The sequence below is a fragment of the Candidatus Limnocylindrales bacterium genome, assembly GCA_035626395.1.
GTDB lineage: Bacteria > Desulfobacterota > Binatia > UBA1149 > CAITLU01 > DASPNH01.
Genome location: DASPNR010000011.1, coordinates 86,486 through 101,066, shown reverse-complemented (window position 1 = coordinate 101,066; position 14,581 = coordinate 86,486). Strand labels below are relative to the sequence as shown.

The window sequence follows — 14,581 nt, the reverse complement described above, 5'->3', positions numbered from 1 at the left end:
CAACCTGCAGACTCGAGGAGAGCATCATGAGCGATACCGAGCTGAGCTGCCGCGAGCTGATCGACATTCTTGCTGCCTACCTGGACGACGAGCTCGACGCGGAGCAGCGCGCGCTCTTCGATGCGCACCTCGGCGACTGTCCCGAGTGCATGGAATATCTGCGCGGCTATCGCCGGACGATGGATCTGGCCCGGGACACGGCGGCGGCCGATCCGGTTCCCGGGGACATTCCCGAAAGACTGGTTGCGGCGGTGATGGCGGTGCTGCCGTCCCGGCGACGGCTCACCCCCTGATGGATACGTCGCTGCATCGGCCGGCGGGTGTGACGCAGCTCAACTTTGCGGCCACGCACGCAAAGGCCGATAGCGTTCAAGTTTTGAATGACGATTCACTCGACGGCCCGCGGCAACGTGCCAGGGCGCGGCCAACCCGTGCAATCTTCCAGCCCGGTGCGAGGGCCGGCGTCGACGCCGCCGCGCCCGGCATCGAGGCCGCGGAATCGTGCCGCGTTGCGCCGTGTTTCAGGGCGCTGAGACAGTCCTAAAAAAATTCACGGCAGGCGCGCGACCGTGTTCCTCCTCTGCATCAGCCGTGATCAACATCGATCGCGGTTCGGCGGTGGGCGGTTGCCAAGCCTGCCGTCGCGGGAGGGATTGCCATGCAGCACCATCGTCCCTGCTGCTCGTCCGTCTTCGCGCTCGCGACCGGGCTGGTCGCGATCCTCGTTCTGAGTTCTTCCGTGTCCGCCCAGGTCGGCTGCACGACCGCAGCCGCGCCCGCATGCAGCAGCACCGACTGCCCCGACGGCTTTCGATGCGTGTCGGGTGCCGGAGTCGGCTGCGCATGCATCCCCGACGCATTGAGCTGCGTGGCCGCAGGTGCACCGGTGTGCGACGGCGAATGTCCGCCGGGGCAGGTCTGCCAGGACGCCGGCGGCGCCTGCGGCTGTGTCACGCCCGCGACCGGATGCTCGGCGGCAACGGCTCCGACGTGCGCGCCGGATGACTGTCCGAGCGGCTTTCGCTGCGAGGACATCGGTGGAGCTGCGTGCGGATGCGTGCCGGACGTCGTCGGCTGCACTCTGGCTGCGGCGCCGATGTGCAATGGCGAGTGCCCTGCCGGACTGGTCTGCAACGACATCGGCGGCGTCTGCGCGTGCGCAAGCATCCCGACGGGTTGTGCGACCGCGTCGGCGCCGCAGTGCGCCGCCGACGACTGCCCGCTCGGCACGACCTGCACCGACCTCGGCATCGGCGCCTGCGCGTGCGTCGTCGACCTGCCCACTGGATGCCTGCAGGCTGCCGCGCCTGCGTGCGCGGTCGACGACTGTCCGCAGGGAACCTCCTGCACTGCCGTCGGCGATCTGTGCACCTGCCTCGTCGACGAGCCGTTGTCGTGCGGCCTGGCGGAGGCGCCGGCCTGCTCGGCCGATTGTCCCACCGGCACGGTCTGCACCGAGCTGCTCGGCCTCGGTGTCTGCGCCTGCGTGCCTGACGAGGGCGAGTCGCCCGATTGCACGACGCTTCCGCGCAACGACTGCAAGCAGGTCGACAGGCCGCGCCATACCAGGCTGCGCGTCATTGATGACGGCGTCGACGCCTTCGACAGCCTGGAATGGGAGTGGTTCGACGGCGCGCCGACGACGCAGATCGAATTCGGCGACCCGATCAGTGCTGTCACCAACTACACGGTGTGCGTCTACGACACGATCATGGATACGCCTCAGCTCTCGATGACGATGAAGGCGCCCGGCGGCGGCCGCTGCCGCTACGGGCCGTGCTGGACGCAGCGCCGCGCCTCCATGCGTTACAAGGACTCGGCGCGCACTCCCGACGGCATCTTCCGCCTGCGCCTGAGGCCCGAGGAGAGCGGCCGCACCAGCATCGCCCTCGGCGCAAGCCGCGGAAATCTGTCGATGCCCGATGAAAACGGAATGCCGTGGCCCTTTGCGCAGGAGAACGCCGTGATCGTCCAGTTGATCAACGACGCCGGCGACTGCTGGGGCTCACAGTATTCCGGCCCCTCCCAGCTCAGCACGCCCTGGATCTTCCGCGACAAGGGCGACTGAGCCCGCGGTGACGACGCCCGCGCCTCGGACACGAGGGGCGGGCGTCCATTTTGCGGCCGATGCCCTCTATCGAGTGGGTAGCCGCGAAAGACGCCGCTGGTAGTGCCGTGGCCGGATTTCGCATACTGCGGTCCTGCGGCGTGCGCCGGGGGGCCGGCCTGAACGTGCCGCGGGAGGGGATTGCGATGAAAGGATGGCTCTGGTTCCGGCGCGCAGCGCTCGCAACGGTTCTGGCGATCAGCGCAGCGACGACGGCGGCCGCGGCGCTCGGCGATTGCGGGCAGCCCGTAAGCAACGGCGTCAAGCCGAACACGAGCGATGCGCTCGGGATCCTGAAGGCGGCCGTCGGTGGCGATCAATGCGACGCGGAGCCGTGCATCTGCGACCCCAATGGCGATGACAAGATCCTTACCACCGATGCGCTCTATGCGCTGAAGATCGCGGTCGGTCAGAACCTCCAGCTCCTGTGTCCGTGCGCGAACTCCGTCCCGGTGGCCGATGCCGGCGACGACGGGACCGCCGTGGTCGGCGTCGGCGAAATGCTCGACGGCAGCGGCTCCTCCGACGACGACGGCGACGAGCTCAGCTACGAATGGACGCTGGTGTCGGTGCCCGACGGCAGCCAGGCGATCCTTCAGAACGCGAACACCTCCACGCCCACGCTGCTGCCCGATCTGATCGGCCAGTACGTCGCGCGCCTCGTGGTCAGCGACGGCGCCGACGTCAGCGAGCCCGACGAAGTGACGATCGATGCCACCTCCTCGATCATCGTCGAGGCAGCGCCCGCAGCGCTGGTCGTCGATGATCCGACCTCGGTCCGCATCCTCGCCCAGATCGTTCCGGACCCGCAGCTGGACACCGCAAGCGTGCAGGCGTTCCAGGTCGACGGCGCCTTCGAGCCGACCGGCAACGCCGTCTGTACGCTGCTCGACAACGGCAACCTCGGCAACGGCGACGACATCGCCGGCGACAACGTGTTCTCCTGCCTGGTCGAAATCACGGCGCTCGACCCGGGCACCTTCCACCTGGCGGTGCAGGCGCTGATCAATTCGATGCCGGTTCGCTCGGGTTTCGTTCTCGAAGCCGTCGAGCCGCTGACGATGGCGGATGCGCAGCTGATCGTCGACGTCCAGGACGAGGCGATCTCGACCTGGACCGAGAAGAAGGCGATGTTCGGCGACAGCACCGAAGCACGCCAGGCCACCGTGGACGAGATCAAGATGCTTGCGGGCGTTGCCGATGCCGGCATCTCCGAGGACGGCGTCACGATCTGGATCCTCTACGAGAACGGCGCGCACGGCGGCCTCATGCTCAATCCGGAAGGAACGCGCGGTCAGCCGACGCTGCGAATGTCGTGGGAGGGCGGCGCTGCCGGCGCGCTCGCGGCGTATCAGCCGCCGCAGTTCGAGAGGCTGCCGCGGCCGCCGTACCGCGACGGCGAGGGCGGAGCAGCCGGCGAGGAGGAAACCGCGAAGGTCGAGAACAACAACGTGCTGATCTGGGACGCGTACAACTTCCAGTTCGCGCCTTTCGACGAAGGCCCCGGCCTGCAGATGCTGTTCAGCAACTCGGAGTGTCCCAAGTTCAACGTCACCTACATCAAGGATGCGCAGTGCGACGTCGACTCCGTGGCGTCCTTCACCGACTACGGCACCATCATCATGGTGACGCACGGTGCGCTCGACGGCAGCAATCAGGTGGTGTTCCTCACCACCGAGGCCACCAGCGCCCTGGCCATCCTCTCGCACGGAGTCGACATGGCGCTCGGCCGCATCTCGACGATGGGCGGCGTCTTCGCGATCCGTCCCGGCAAGATCTCGAGCCTGTCGGGCACCTTCGACAACTCGATCATCTACAACGGCTCGTGCCAGAGCTCGGCCAACAACACGATGTCCCAGGCGTTCCGCGGCAAGGGGGCGTCCAACTACTACGCGTTCACGCGCGTGGTGAACAGCAACTTCGCCCAGAACGTGGCCACGCAGCTCTTCACCAACCTGGTCACGGGCGCGATGGATACGACGGAGGCGTTCACGCCGGTCATGCCGAAGGTCGATCCGACGATGCCGTTCGCGACGTTCACCCACCATTCCTCGGAGACGGTGGAGTACACGGGCAAGCTCATCAACGGCGACTTCGAGAAGGGCGACCTGACCGGATGGACTCCCTTCGGCGACGGTCGCGTCGTCTCCGGTCTCGGTCCCATCGATCCGACCGAGGGCAGCTACATGGGCCTGATCTCGACGGGCCTCGGCTTCACCACCGCTTCCGGTAGCATCGAGCAGACGTTCTGCCTGCCAGCCAACGCCACCAGCCTGTCGTTCGACTGGATGTTCAGCTCGGAGGAGTTCATCGAATGGTGCTTCCGCGGCTTCGATGACCGCTTCACCGTCACGCTCGGCCACGCCGGCGGGCCGAGCGAGGTCCTGGCCGAGCGCGTCGATTCGCTGTGCGGTTCGGTGGCCGTCTCCTCGCTGTTCTTCGACCAGAGCGCACCACCCTGCGAGATCGATGGCGAAGGTACGGTGGGCGCGGGCGGCAACGACTGCAAGGTCTGGAGCACGGTCTGGAACACGGAGACGTTCGACCTGACCAACCTGCTGCCGGCCAACGCGAACAAGCCGGTGACGCTGCGATTCGCGGCGAGCGACGTCGGCGACAGCATCTTCGATTCGGCGATCACGATCGACGACGTCAAGGTCGAGACGGCGCCGTGAGCAAACCGCCGCGGCTGCTGCGTGCCCTCATGGCAGCGGCCGTGGCGCTGGCCGGCTGCCGCGCAACGGCCGCCGGTCAGCTGCAGGTCGTGGTGTACGAGGGCGGCCAGCGGCGTGCGCTGCCGGTGCAGGACGCGTCCACCGCTGCGCTGCTCCAAGCCGTCGAAGACAGCGTGCACGCGGCCGATGCGGTGCTGCGTCTGGCCGTGACGCCGCAGCTGGTCGAGACGCTTCGCAACGATCACGGATGCGTGGAGGTGACCTATCCCGAGCCGCGCAGGTTCACGTTGCCGTTGCTGCAGGGCAGGGAGGTGCTTGCGCAGCGCCTGCTGGTTCCGCTGACAGGCGAGCTTGCCGGCACGATGACCACGATCCTGCTCGACCCCGGCAGCGGCTATCGAGCCGGGCCCCTGCGCGCCTCCAGGCCCACGCAACCTCTCGCCCGCCTGGCCGGGACCGGATCTTGAATCTTCCCGTCCACGACGACGCGTAGGCGAGGGCGACTTTGGACGCGGATCGTGCAAGGCAGCGCCGGTGCTGACGCTCGTCATCGGGAACTACAATCTTTCCTCATGGTCGCTGCGGCCGTGGCTGGTGCTGGAAACGTTCGGCATCCCCTTCGCGACCGTGCGCATCGAGTTGGAAGGGCCGCACCGGAAGTCACCGGCCGTCAAGGCCGCCATTCTTGCGCGGTCGCCGTCGGGTCATGTGCCCGCCCTCGAGCACGACGGTCTGACGATCTGGGACTCCCTGGCGATCTGCGAGCATCTCGCCGAAACCTTCGGCGACAGGCACCTGTGGCCACGCGACAAGGCTGCCCGGGCCATTGCCCGCTCGGTCAGCGCCGAAATGCACTCGAGCTTCTCCGCGATGCGCAACGTCCTGTGGATGAATTTTCGCGCAACGACGCCGCTGGCCGAGCTGACCGGGGACGTGGCCGCGGACGTGGGTCGCGTTCAGGACATCTGGCGCGGCTGCCGGCGCGACTACGGCGGCGCAGGCCCCTTCCTCTTCGGCGAGTTCTCGATCGCCGATGCGATGTTCGCGCCGGTGGTCTCCCGTTTCACGACCTACGCGGTGAGGGTCGACGAGGTGTGCCGTCGGTACATGGATGATGTGTGGGCGCTGCCGGCGATGCAGAAGTGGCTCGGGCTCGCGCGCCAGGAGCCGTAAGCTGGCAGCGCTTCGCTGCTGCGCCCGTCAATCCTGGAGCGCTCCCTCGCGCTCCAGGAGCGCCTTGAGCGCCTGACGCGCGCGGTGCAGCCGCGTCTTCACATTCTCGCGTGTCAGGCCGAGCATCTCGGCGACCTCTTCGGTGGAGATCTCTTCGATGTCCCGCAGCATCAGGATCGTTCGGTAGCTTTGCGGGAGCAGCTCGATGCAGTCGCGCACTCGCTGCCGCAACGCTGCTCGGTCGAGCTCCCGGCCCGCATCGACGCTTCTGTCATCGGGCAGCTCGAAGCGGTCGCGGTGCAGGCCGTCGCCGTCGAATGTCGGTAGCAGCTCCTCGATCGATATTTCCGGCCGCCGCCGACGCGCGCGCAGCCGCATCAGCGCGGCGTTGATGACGATGCGGTGCAGCCAGGTGGCGAGCTGCGAGTCGCCGGCGAAGCGGCCGATGGAGCGGTACGCCGACAGGAAAGCGTCCTGCACGACGTTGCGCGCCTCCTCCTCATCGCCGAGCATGCGGCGGGCGGTCGCGAGCATGCGGCCGCCGCAGCTTCGCACCAGCGTCTCGTAGGCGTCGCGGTCACCGTCTCGCAAGCGGGCCACGAGGCTGGCCTCATCACGAATCGCCGCGCCGACCATGGCGGCGTCCGACGGGACCACCGAGACGTCGGCATCGGTCGATGGCGGCGAGCCGCGTCGTGCGGCTCGAGCGCGGGCAGTCGATGCAGCGTTCATACGTCCTCCTCCGAAAGCAGCTCGCTGAGAAACGGCGTGGGATTGGCAAGCACCGCGTTCTGGGAGCGCAGCCGGCGAAGGAGCGCAGCGCCGGTCTCGTCGGCGAAGCGCACTCCCGACAGGTCGAGGACGAGATCGCGCTCGATCGTCCGGCATTCGGCGCAGGCCTGCTCGAGAGCCTCGGCTTCGAGCCGGGTCAGGCGTCCTTCCAGGTGCAGCCTCGTCGAGTGCAAAGCACGGTCGTCTCTTGTGATCCTCAGCATCGCTCTCCGTTTCCTCGGCGTTTGGCAGGGCTGTTGAGCAAGGCGCGTACCAGTGCCGCGGCGTTCGGCCGCGCAGGGGAAAAGTGCCGTGGTGCCGCGACTTAGGCCGCCGGCGCGCGCGCAGCGCGCAGCTGCGCCCACGGCGGGTCCGCCGCCGCCACGATCGGTCGCGGCCACGGCCACGACATTTCGCAGGCAGGCGCGAAGCGTGGCAGCCGGGACCGGGCATCGCCCGCTGGGCGCGGCCCATGGGAAATCGCTTCGTGCGGCGTTCCGGACGACGCTGCACATCGCGCTTCCTCGCAATCTCGGCGTATTTCTCGAGAAACAAACTTGTTCGCAGCGTCCGGCGCAGTTAGCACTGGAGGGGACCGTGCAGGCGGCAACGAGGCGGCCTGCATGCCGACAGGGGGAGATCGCATGCGCTGCCGTCGTCTCGCTTTCTCGACGTTCGTTATTTTTTCATTGCTCAATACTGCGACGGCCGGCGCGCTGACGCCCGGCGAAACCGAATGCCGCGACACCATCGCAGGCGCGATGGAAGACTACGCGAACACCACGACGCAGTTCCTGGTCAACTGCCACAAGCGCCGCAGCCTCGGCTCGGTTCCCGCCGATGTCGACTGCAATGACGTCGACAGCGCCGACTTTCTCGGCCGTCTGCCGGCAACACGCACCGAGCTGCGCACCGACGTCCTGATCGCCTGCCGGCGGTCCACGTCGTTGCTGGGCCAATATCCGGCGTGTCCGCCGCCGGCAGCGGCGGCCGACGATGGCGGCGCGACAACGGCGATCGACGATTTCGGCGAAGTTGCCGACTGTCTGATGGGTCTGTCGGATGCGGGTGTGGCTGCGCTTGGCGCGCAGACGATGGGCGAGCCCGGCGGCGCTCTGGCCGGCGGTCCGCGCAGGTGTCAGGGCACGCTCGGCAAGAGCTCCTCGCTGCTGGTTCGCCAGATCATGCGCGAGCGCCGCCAGTGCCAGTCCCGCTCCGACTCGAGCGGCGGCGGCGCGGCCTACGCCTGCGAGGGCGACGACGCCAGCGGTCGCATCGAGAAGGCACGCGCGCGCATGCGCAAGAAGGTCGCGCGCAGCTGCAACCTGGCGTCCTCCGAGCTGTCCACCATGAACGCGTGCGGCGACAGCCTCGAGGCCTTGCTGGCGTGCGCGCAGGCATTCGCGGACGCCACCGGCTCGGCGCTGATCCGCAATGCGTATTCGGTTCCCGTTGTTCCGGTCACCACCACGACCGTGGTCGGGCCCACTACCACGACGGCCGAGCCGCCCACGACCACCGAAGCTCCGTCTACGACCACGACCATTCCGTCGGACACCTGCGGCGACAGCTACCCGCAATGCAACGGAAGCTGCCCCTCCGGCACCGCCTGCACCTCCGATGCTGATCGTTGCCGTTGCATCTCCACGGCGAGCGGACCCTGCGAGCCGGCGACCATCCGCCGTACGATCAACGCCAAATACGATACCCCTCCAACCCGAACCAGCCTGAGCACGGGATGGTCGGGCAGCGCGCACGACGTCGATGTTCCCAACAAGACCGGCGACGTCGTCGACGTCACGTGCAACGAGGATTGCGAGAACTGCGCGGTGTCTCTCAACGTCCGTGCCGGCGACCCGACGTCGAACTGCCGCTGTACCTCCAACCCGCAGACCACCTGCACGGTGATCAACGGCGCCGATCCCGATGCATGCGGACCGGTGGATTCGCTGTGCCGCTGCTACTTCGGCGCGCCTCTGGCGTTGTCGGCCGGCGGCACTCCGGTGTGCGTCGTCAACCGCATCCGTGAGGACTACTCGGGCACGATGAACCTGCGCACCGGCGAATGGGCGGATCGCATCCGCCTCGCCTCGGTGGTGCATCTCGGCTTGAGCACGACCAACCCCTGCCCGACGTGTGACGGCGATCCCGTGCCCAACGACGGCGTTCGCGGCGGGACCTGCAGCGGTGGCCTCAGCAGCGGCTCGTGCGACGTCAATGGCGAGCACGTCACGTTCGGGCCCACCAGCTTCGACTGCCTGCCGGCGCCGGCAACCAATATCAGCGGCGGCGGCCTGCTGATCGAGCTCAATGGAAGCACCGGGACCCGTACGCTCGAAGCCGGCCTGCCGTGCGATACGCCAGCCGGCGCCGATTGTCCGTGCCGCGTCTGCTCGGCCAACAGCTCGGTCGGCTGCTCCTCCGATGCGGAATGCGCGGCGGTGGACGCCGGGGCGTGCACCGCCAGCGGCGGCGCCGGCGTGCAGCCGAACGTGTGCGAGAGCTTCGCCTGCGGTCCCGACTCGCGATGCGTCACCGGCCCCATCGACACGTACTGCGATGCCGTCACGCATCCGGACGGCCGCGGCTTCATCCCGTGCACCGGTGACAACGACTGCGCCGCCTCGGGCGGCGGCAGCTGCACCGTCCTCGACATCCGTCGCTGCTACTCCGACCCCATCGTCCTGGAAGGGCGCGCCGACATCTTCAACCCGCTGAACGTTGCCGCCTTCTGCATCCCGCCCACCACCAATCCGGCGGTGAACATCTCGGGCGGTCTGCCCGGGCCGGGAACGTTCGCGCTCGACTTCACCGCCGACATCCGCTGCCAGAGCAATCGCCAGCTGCCCTACGAGTTTCCCTCCGGCGCCAACTGCACGGCAGGCGGCACGACCACGACGACGTTGCTGCCCGTGCCCGATTGCGAGGACTCGGAGTCGCCGGTCTGCGGCGGCGTCTGCCCGGTCGGACAGGCCTGCACCGACAACGCCGGCTCCTGCCAGTGCACCGGGCTTCCCTTGCCCGCCTGCGGTGAGGCGACGGCGCCCACGTGCGGCGGCGTGTGCCCGACCGCCGGCGATCTGTGCATGGACAACAACGGCACCTGCGAATGCGTCATTCCGACGCTGCCGCAGTGCGGAGACGCCGCCTCGCCTGTCTGCGGCGGTTTCTGCCCGCAGGGCGAGATCTGCGTGGACGTGGTCGGTGCGTGCGAGTGTCAGGCGCCGGGCCTGCCGGCCTGCGGCACTGCGGCCGCGCCGACTTGCGCCGGTGTCTGCGACGTGGGCCAGGCGTGCGTGGCCGATGGCGACACGTGCGGATGCACCAACGTGCTGCCGCCGTGCGGCGATGCGGCGGCGCCGCTGTGCGCAGGCAGCTGCCCGATCGGCGCGCGGTGCGCGGCGATCGGCGACGCCTGCCAGTGCTCGCTGCTGCCGGTGCCGTAGTCGGCCGACCCGCGCGGACGCAGCTCGCGCGGGAGAGCGGCCGCTACGACGCCGTCACTTTGCCAGTCCGAGCTTCTTCATTCGGCTGCGCAACGTGCTCGGGTGCAGGCCGAGAAGCGCCGCAGCGCCGCCGGTGCCCTCGACCCTCCACGATGTGCTGTCGAGCGCGGCGGCGATGTGACGCCGCTCGGCCTCTTCCAGGGTCTCGGCAGGCGGCCGCGCCGCATCGCCGCTGTCAGCGGCCGGCGCGTGCAGCGGCACCGCCGCCGCGCCCGCCAGGGACGCGGCGTCCACTTCGAGGACGTCGCTGCGGGCAACGATGATGGCCCGCTCGATGACGTTCTCCAGCTCGCGCACGTTGCCCGGCCAGGCGTAGCGCTCCAGCCGCTCGAGCGTGTCGGGGGCGATGCGCGTGATGCGCCTTCCGATGCGCGCGGCGTGCCGCTCGACGAAGAACCGCGTGAGCAGCGGGATGTCGCCGGGCCGCTCGCGCAGCGGCGGAACACGCACCGGAAAGACGCTGAGCCGGTAGAACAGATCCTCGCGGAATTTGCCTTCGACGATGGCTCGCTCCAGGTCGCGGTTGGTGGCCGCGATCACGCGCACGTCCAGCGCGATGGGCATGCTGCCACCGACCCGCTCGATCTCCCGTTCCTGCAGCACGCGCAGCAGCTTGACCTGCACGTCCAAGGGAATCTCGCCGACCTCGTCCAGGAAGATCGTGCCGCCCTGCGCCAGCTCGAAGCGCCCGATGCGTCGCTCGCCGGCGCCGGTGAACGCGCCCTTTTCGTGTCCGAACAGCTCGGCCTCGACCAGGCCTGGCGACAGCGCCGCGCAGTTGACCTTGACCAGCGGCCGGCCGCTCCGGCGGCTGCGCGCATGGACCGCGCGCGCGAACAGCTCCTTGCCGGTGCCGGACTCGCCGCGGAGGAGGACGGTGGAATCGGTCGGTGCCACGCGCTCGATCTGCTCGACGACGTTTCGTACCGCCGCGCTGCGGCCGACGATTTCTTCGACGTTGTAGATCCAGCCGAGCTCCTCGCGCAGGTAGTCGTTCTGCCTGCGCAGATCGAGCATCTGGCGGCTGACGCGCCGCCGTTCTTCGACGTCGCGGAAGATCACGGTGTAGAGCGGGTGTCCATCCACGTCGCTGCGCGACAGCGACGCCTCGTGCATGAAGACGCTGCCGTCGGCGCGCCTGGCTGGAACGCCTTCGTCGCCGCCGGCGAAGATCAGCGCATCGGGATCGCGCGCCAGCTTCTCGATCGATTCGCCGACCAGGCGCAGTCCTTCCTCGGTGCCAAAGCGCGACACGTTGGTGCCGACGGCGTCCTGGGCCTTGCAGCCGAGGATGCGTTCGGCGGCGCGGTTGAAGAGCACGATGACGCCGTCGTCGCCGTAGCTGACGATGCCGTCGCTGGCGCCGTCGATCAGCCGCGACAGCCGCGTCTGGCTCTGGCGCAGCGCCTCGACCGCGCGCGCTCGTTCGATCTCGGCCACCGCGCGGGCTGCGAAGATGCGCATGACGTCGGTTGCGGCGGCAGCGCGCTCCTCCGACATCGGCCGCTCGTCGAGGACGGCAAAATGGCCCAGCACCTTGCCGGCCGAATCGATCATGGGAACGCCGGCGTAGCTTTGCACGTTCCAGGCCCGCAGCGCCGTGTCGCGCTCGAAGCGCTGGCGGAGGTTGTCAGGGTAGTGCCGGACCTGGCCGGACAGCACGGCTTCGCACGGCGTGCCATCCAGGGGAATCTCGAACGCCGCACCTTCGCGGCCGCGCGCCCACAGCGCCAGGCTGCGAAACCAGGTGCCGCCACGCGTCAGTTCCGAAACGAACGCATAGGCGACGCCGAGGGCCTCGGCGAGCCCGCGCACGAGGACGCGGAAGAACGCATCGCCGGTCTCGGCTTCAACCGCTTCGACCACGCGCCGCAGCAGCGCGTCGCGGTTCCTGTCGTGGGTCACGGTCATGCCCGCAGCGGCAACCTTGCTCGCGAGCCGGCGCCGACGCAACGCCCTTCCTACGGCCGCGGTCCGTGAAACTGGTAGTACGTGCACTCGATCTGCGCGTTGTACAGTTTGCGCCGCCGTTCGGCGCGCCGGCCCACCACCTGCTCGAAACCCGGCCACGACGTCAGGATGAAGAACGACCAAGTCGGCAGCCGCTCGAACACCTCCGGCATCGACTCGTAGAGCTCGAGCACGTCGCGGCGATCCTCCATGCGGATGCCATAGGGCGGGTTGGTGATGAGGCAGCCGTACTTGCGGCTCGACGACAGCTCGTGGAAGGCGAGGCGCTGAAAATGGATGTCCTCGGCGACGCCTGCGCGCTCGGCATGACGTCGCGCCATCGACAGCGCCTGCTCGTCCAGGTCGGTCGCGATGATGCGTTCCTGCATCGGCGGCTGCACCGCAGCCTCGGCCGCGCGCCGCTGTTCGTGCCAGATGCGCTGGTCGATGGCATCCCATTCCTCGGCCGCGAAGCCGCGGCGAAGCCCCGGAGCCATGTTGCGGCCGATCATCGCGGCTTCGATCGCGATGGTTCCGCTGCCGCAGAAGGGATCGATGAGCGGGCGATCGCGCTTCCAGAACGACAGCTCCACCAGCGCCGCCGCCAGCGTCTCGCGAAGCGGTGCCGCGGCGGTCAGGTCGCGGTAGCCGCGCTTGTGCAGACCGGGGCCGCTGCTGTCGATGGTGAGCGTCAGGCAGTCCTTGAGAAGGGCGGCCTCGACGGCGACGGTTGCGCCGCTTTCGGGCAGATGCCGGCAACGGTGCGCCCTCAGCAGCCGCTCCGCGATGGCCTTCTTGACGGTGCGTTGCACCGCCGGGACGCTGGCGAGCCCGCTCTTGATCGACCGCCCCGCTACGGGAAACGCGGCATCCGGCGCGATCCACTCCTCCCACGGCAGCTCGTAGGACAGGTCGAGCAGCGTATCGAAATCGGTGATGCCTTCGCGGCGTGCCACGCGGACGAGAATGCGGTCGGCGCTGCGCAGCCAGATGTTCGCACGCACGAGCGCGGTGGCGTCGCCGGAGAATTCGACCCGGCCCGTCTGCGGCGATCGCGCGTCGGCATGGCCGAGCGTCGCAAGCTCGCGCATGACCACGGCTTCCAGGCCGAACGTGGACGTGGCGACGAGGTCGAGCTTCACGTGCGCCACGCTACAGGGGTTCGCGTGTGTAGCCCAATGGAGTGGCACGCACGCGAGCGCCGGCGGGCGCGCGCGACGATTTCGGCGGCGCGGTGAGCCACAGTCGCGGGAGGTTCATGCTAGAGTCCGACGGCACGGAGGTCACGTGCGCATCGCCCAGGTTTCTCCTCTGTATGAAAGCGTTCCCCCACGATGTTACGGCGGCACCGAACGGGTCGTTTCCTGGCTCACCGAAGAGCTGGTCCAGATGGGACACGAGGTCACGCTCTATGCCAGCGGGGATTCGGTCACGAGCGCAAGGCTGGTGGCCACCTGCCCGCGCTCGCTGCGACTGAACGAGAGCTCCTGTGACCAACTCGCGCACCACCTGGTGATGCTCGAGCGGCTGAAGCGCGAGGCCCATTACTACGACATCATCCACTACCACTGCGACTACATGCATTTCCCGTTCTCCCGGCAGATCCGCACGCCGCACGTGACGACGCTGCACGGCCGTCTGGACATTCCCGATCTGGTGCCGCTGTATCGCGAGTTCTCGGAGATGGTGGTGGTGTCGATTTCCAACGCCCAGCGCGAGCCTCTGCCCTGGCTTCCATGGGCGGGCACCGTGCACCATGGGCTGCCTCCCGACATGTACGAGCTGTCGGAGAACGCCGAAGGGTATCTGGCCTTCCTCGGACGCGTCTCGCCGGAAAAGGGCCTGGATCGTGCAATCCGGATCGCGACTCGTCTGGGCTGGCCGCTGAAGATCGCGGCCAAGGTGGACGCCGCCGACCGGCGCTACTTCGAGGAGACGATCAAGCCGCAGCTGGATCGGCCTGGCATCGAATGGATAGGCGAGATCGCGCAGGCCGACAAGCAGGCGTTTCTCGGCAACGCCGCCGCGCTCCTGTTTCCCATCGACTGGCCGGAGCCTTTCGGGCTGGTGATGATCGAGGCGATGGCGTGCGGCACGCCGGTCATCGCGTTCGAACGAGGATCGGTAGCGGAAGTGATCGAGGACGGGGTCAGCGGCTACGTCGTGCGCGACATCGACGGCGCCGTGCAGGCCGTCGCGCGCATCGACCGCCTCAGCCGCAGGCGCTGCCGCGAGCGGTTCGAGCGCCGCTTCGTCAGCAGCCGCATGGCGCGCGAGTACGTGAAAATCTACGAAAGCGTGGCTGGACGAATGACCTCCTCCGACCCTTGCGTAGCCGGCGACACGCCAGGCGGCTCCGTGGCTGGAGGAGACGGCGGCCTGCGCCTGTCGTAAGAGCC

General features: G+C 68.5%; 11 protein-coding genes. 7 read left to right on the top strand and 4 right to left on the bottom strand.

Features of this window, described 5'->3' with window-relative positions:
- The first annotated feature begins 26 nt into the window (after nt 1-26).
- The 5 genes from VEC57_06320 to VEC57_06300 all read left to right on the top strand — a co-directional run bounded on the left by VEC57_06320 (nt 27) and on the right by VEC57_06300 (nt 5,955).
- Nucleotides 27-293, top strand: a complete 267-nt coding sequence (locus tag VEC57_06320) for a zf-HC2 domain-containing protein (GenBank protein HYB98735.1) — start codon at nt 27-29, stop codon at nt 291-293.
- A 365-nt stretch (nt 294-658) separates the two neighbouring features.
- The gene (locus VEC57_06315; GenBank protein ID HYB98734.1) at nt 659-2,068 is read left to right on the top strand and encodes a hypothetical protein; all 1,410 of its coding nucleotides are present in this window, start codon (nt 659-661) and stop codon (nt 2,066-2,068) included.
- A gap of 185 nt (nt 2,069-2,253) precedes the next feature.
- A complete protein-coding gene (locus VEC57_06310; protein HYB98733.1) occupies nt 2,254-4,782 on the top strand; it encodes a choice-of-anchor L domain-containing protein in 2,529 nt (842 codons plus the stop codon).
- Nucleotides 4,779-5,249 (top strand): hypothetical protein, encoded by a 471-nt coding sequence (locus tag VEC57_06305; protein HYB98732.1) that lies wholly within the window; start codon nt 4,779-4,781, stop codon nt 5,247-5,249. The genes VEC57_06310 and VEC57_06305 overlap by 4 nt, the downstream gene beginning before the upstream one ends.
- 67 nt (nt 5,250-5,316) lie before the next feature.
- Nucleotides 5,317-5,955, top strand: coding sequence for a glutathione S-transferase family protein (locus VEC57_06300; GenBank protein ID HYB98731.1), 639 nt, complete (start codon nt 5,317-5,319; stop codon nt 5,953-5,955).
- Nucleotides 5,956-5,982: 27 nt separating this feature from the next.
- Here the strand turns inward: VEC57_06300 and VEC57_06295 are convergent, their stop codons facing one another.
- Nucleotides 5,983-6,687 carry a sigma-70 family RNA polymerase sigma factor gene (locus VEC57_06295; protein ID HYB98730.1) on the bottom strand — a complete coding sequence of 235 codons (705 nt, stop codon included), beginning with the start codon at nt 6,685-6,687 and terminating at the stop codon, nt 5,983-5,985.
- On the bottom strand, nt 6,684-6,950 hold the full coding sequence (locus VEC57_06290; protein HYB98729.1) for an STAS domain-containing protein: 267 nt from the start codon (nt 6,948-6,950) through the stop codon (nt 6,684-6,686). Before VEC57_06290 ends, VEC57_06295 begins: the two co-directional genes overlap by 4 nt.
- Before the next feature lie 465 nt (nt 6,951-7,415).
- Between VEC57_06290 and VEC57_06285 the strand changes: the two genes are divergently transcribed.
- The gene (locus tag VEC57_06285) at nt 7,416-10,172 is read left to right on the top strand and encodes a hypothetical protein (GenBank protein ID HYB98728.1); all 2,757 of its coding nucleotides are present in this window, start codon (nt 7,416-7,418) and stop codon (nt 10,170-10,172) included.
- A 54-nt stretch (nt 10,173-10,226) separates the two neighbouring features.
- Here VEC57_06285 and VEC57_06280 read toward each other — a convergent pair whose 3' ends face one another.
- Together VEC57_06280 and VEC57_06275 are read right to left on the bottom strand one after the other, a co-directional pair.
- On the bottom strand, nt 10,227-12,143 hold the full coding sequence (locus VEC57_06280) for a sigma 54-interacting transcriptional regulator (protein HYB98727.1): 1,917 nt from the start codon (nt 12,141-12,143) through the stop codon (nt 10,227-10,229).
- A 50-nt stretch (nt 12,144-12,193) separates the two neighbouring features.
- On the bottom strand, nt 12,194-13,324 hold the full coding sequence (locus VEC57_06275) for a class I SAM-dependent RNA methyltransferase (protein HYB98726.1): 1,131 nt from the start codon (nt 13,322-13,324) through the stop codon (nt 12,194-12,196).
- Between the two features lie 145 nt (nt 13,325-13,469).
- On the opposite strand from VEC57_06275, the gene VEC57_06270 reads away from it, so the two are divergent.
- Complete coding sequence (locus VEC57_06270) at nt 13,470-14,576, top strand: glycosyltransferase family 4 protein (protein ID HYB98725.1); 1,107 nt, start codon at nt 13,470-13,472, stop codon at nt 14,574-14,576.
- Nucleotides 14,577-14,581 lie beyond the last annotated feature (5 nt).

Bases quoted from the DNA above. Each gene is read 5' to 3' on its own strand.
- VEC57_06320 (HYB98735.1), top strand. From the start codon at position 27: ATGAGCGATACCGAGCTGAGCTGCCGCGAGCTGATCGACATTCTTGCT.
- VEC57_06315 (HYB98734.1), top strand. From the start codon at position 659: ATGCAGCACCATCGTCCCTGCTGCTCGTCCGTCTTCGCGCTCGCGACC.
- VEC57_06310 (HYB98733.1), top strand. From the start codon at position 2,254: ATGAAAGGATGGCTCTGGTTCCGGCGCGCAGCGCTCGCAACGGTTCTG.
- VEC57_06295 (HYB98730.1), bottom strand. From the start codon at position 6,687: ATGAACGCTGCATCGACTGCCCGCGCTCGAGCCGCACGACGCGGCTCG.
- VEC57_06290 (HYB98729.1), bottom strand. From the start codon at position 6,950: ATGCTGAGGATCACAAGAGACGACCGTGCTTTGCACTCGACGAGGCTG.
- VEC57_06280 (HYB98727.1), bottom strand. From the start codon at position 12,143: ATGACCGTGACCCACGACAGGAACCGCGACGCGCTGCTGCGGCGCGTG.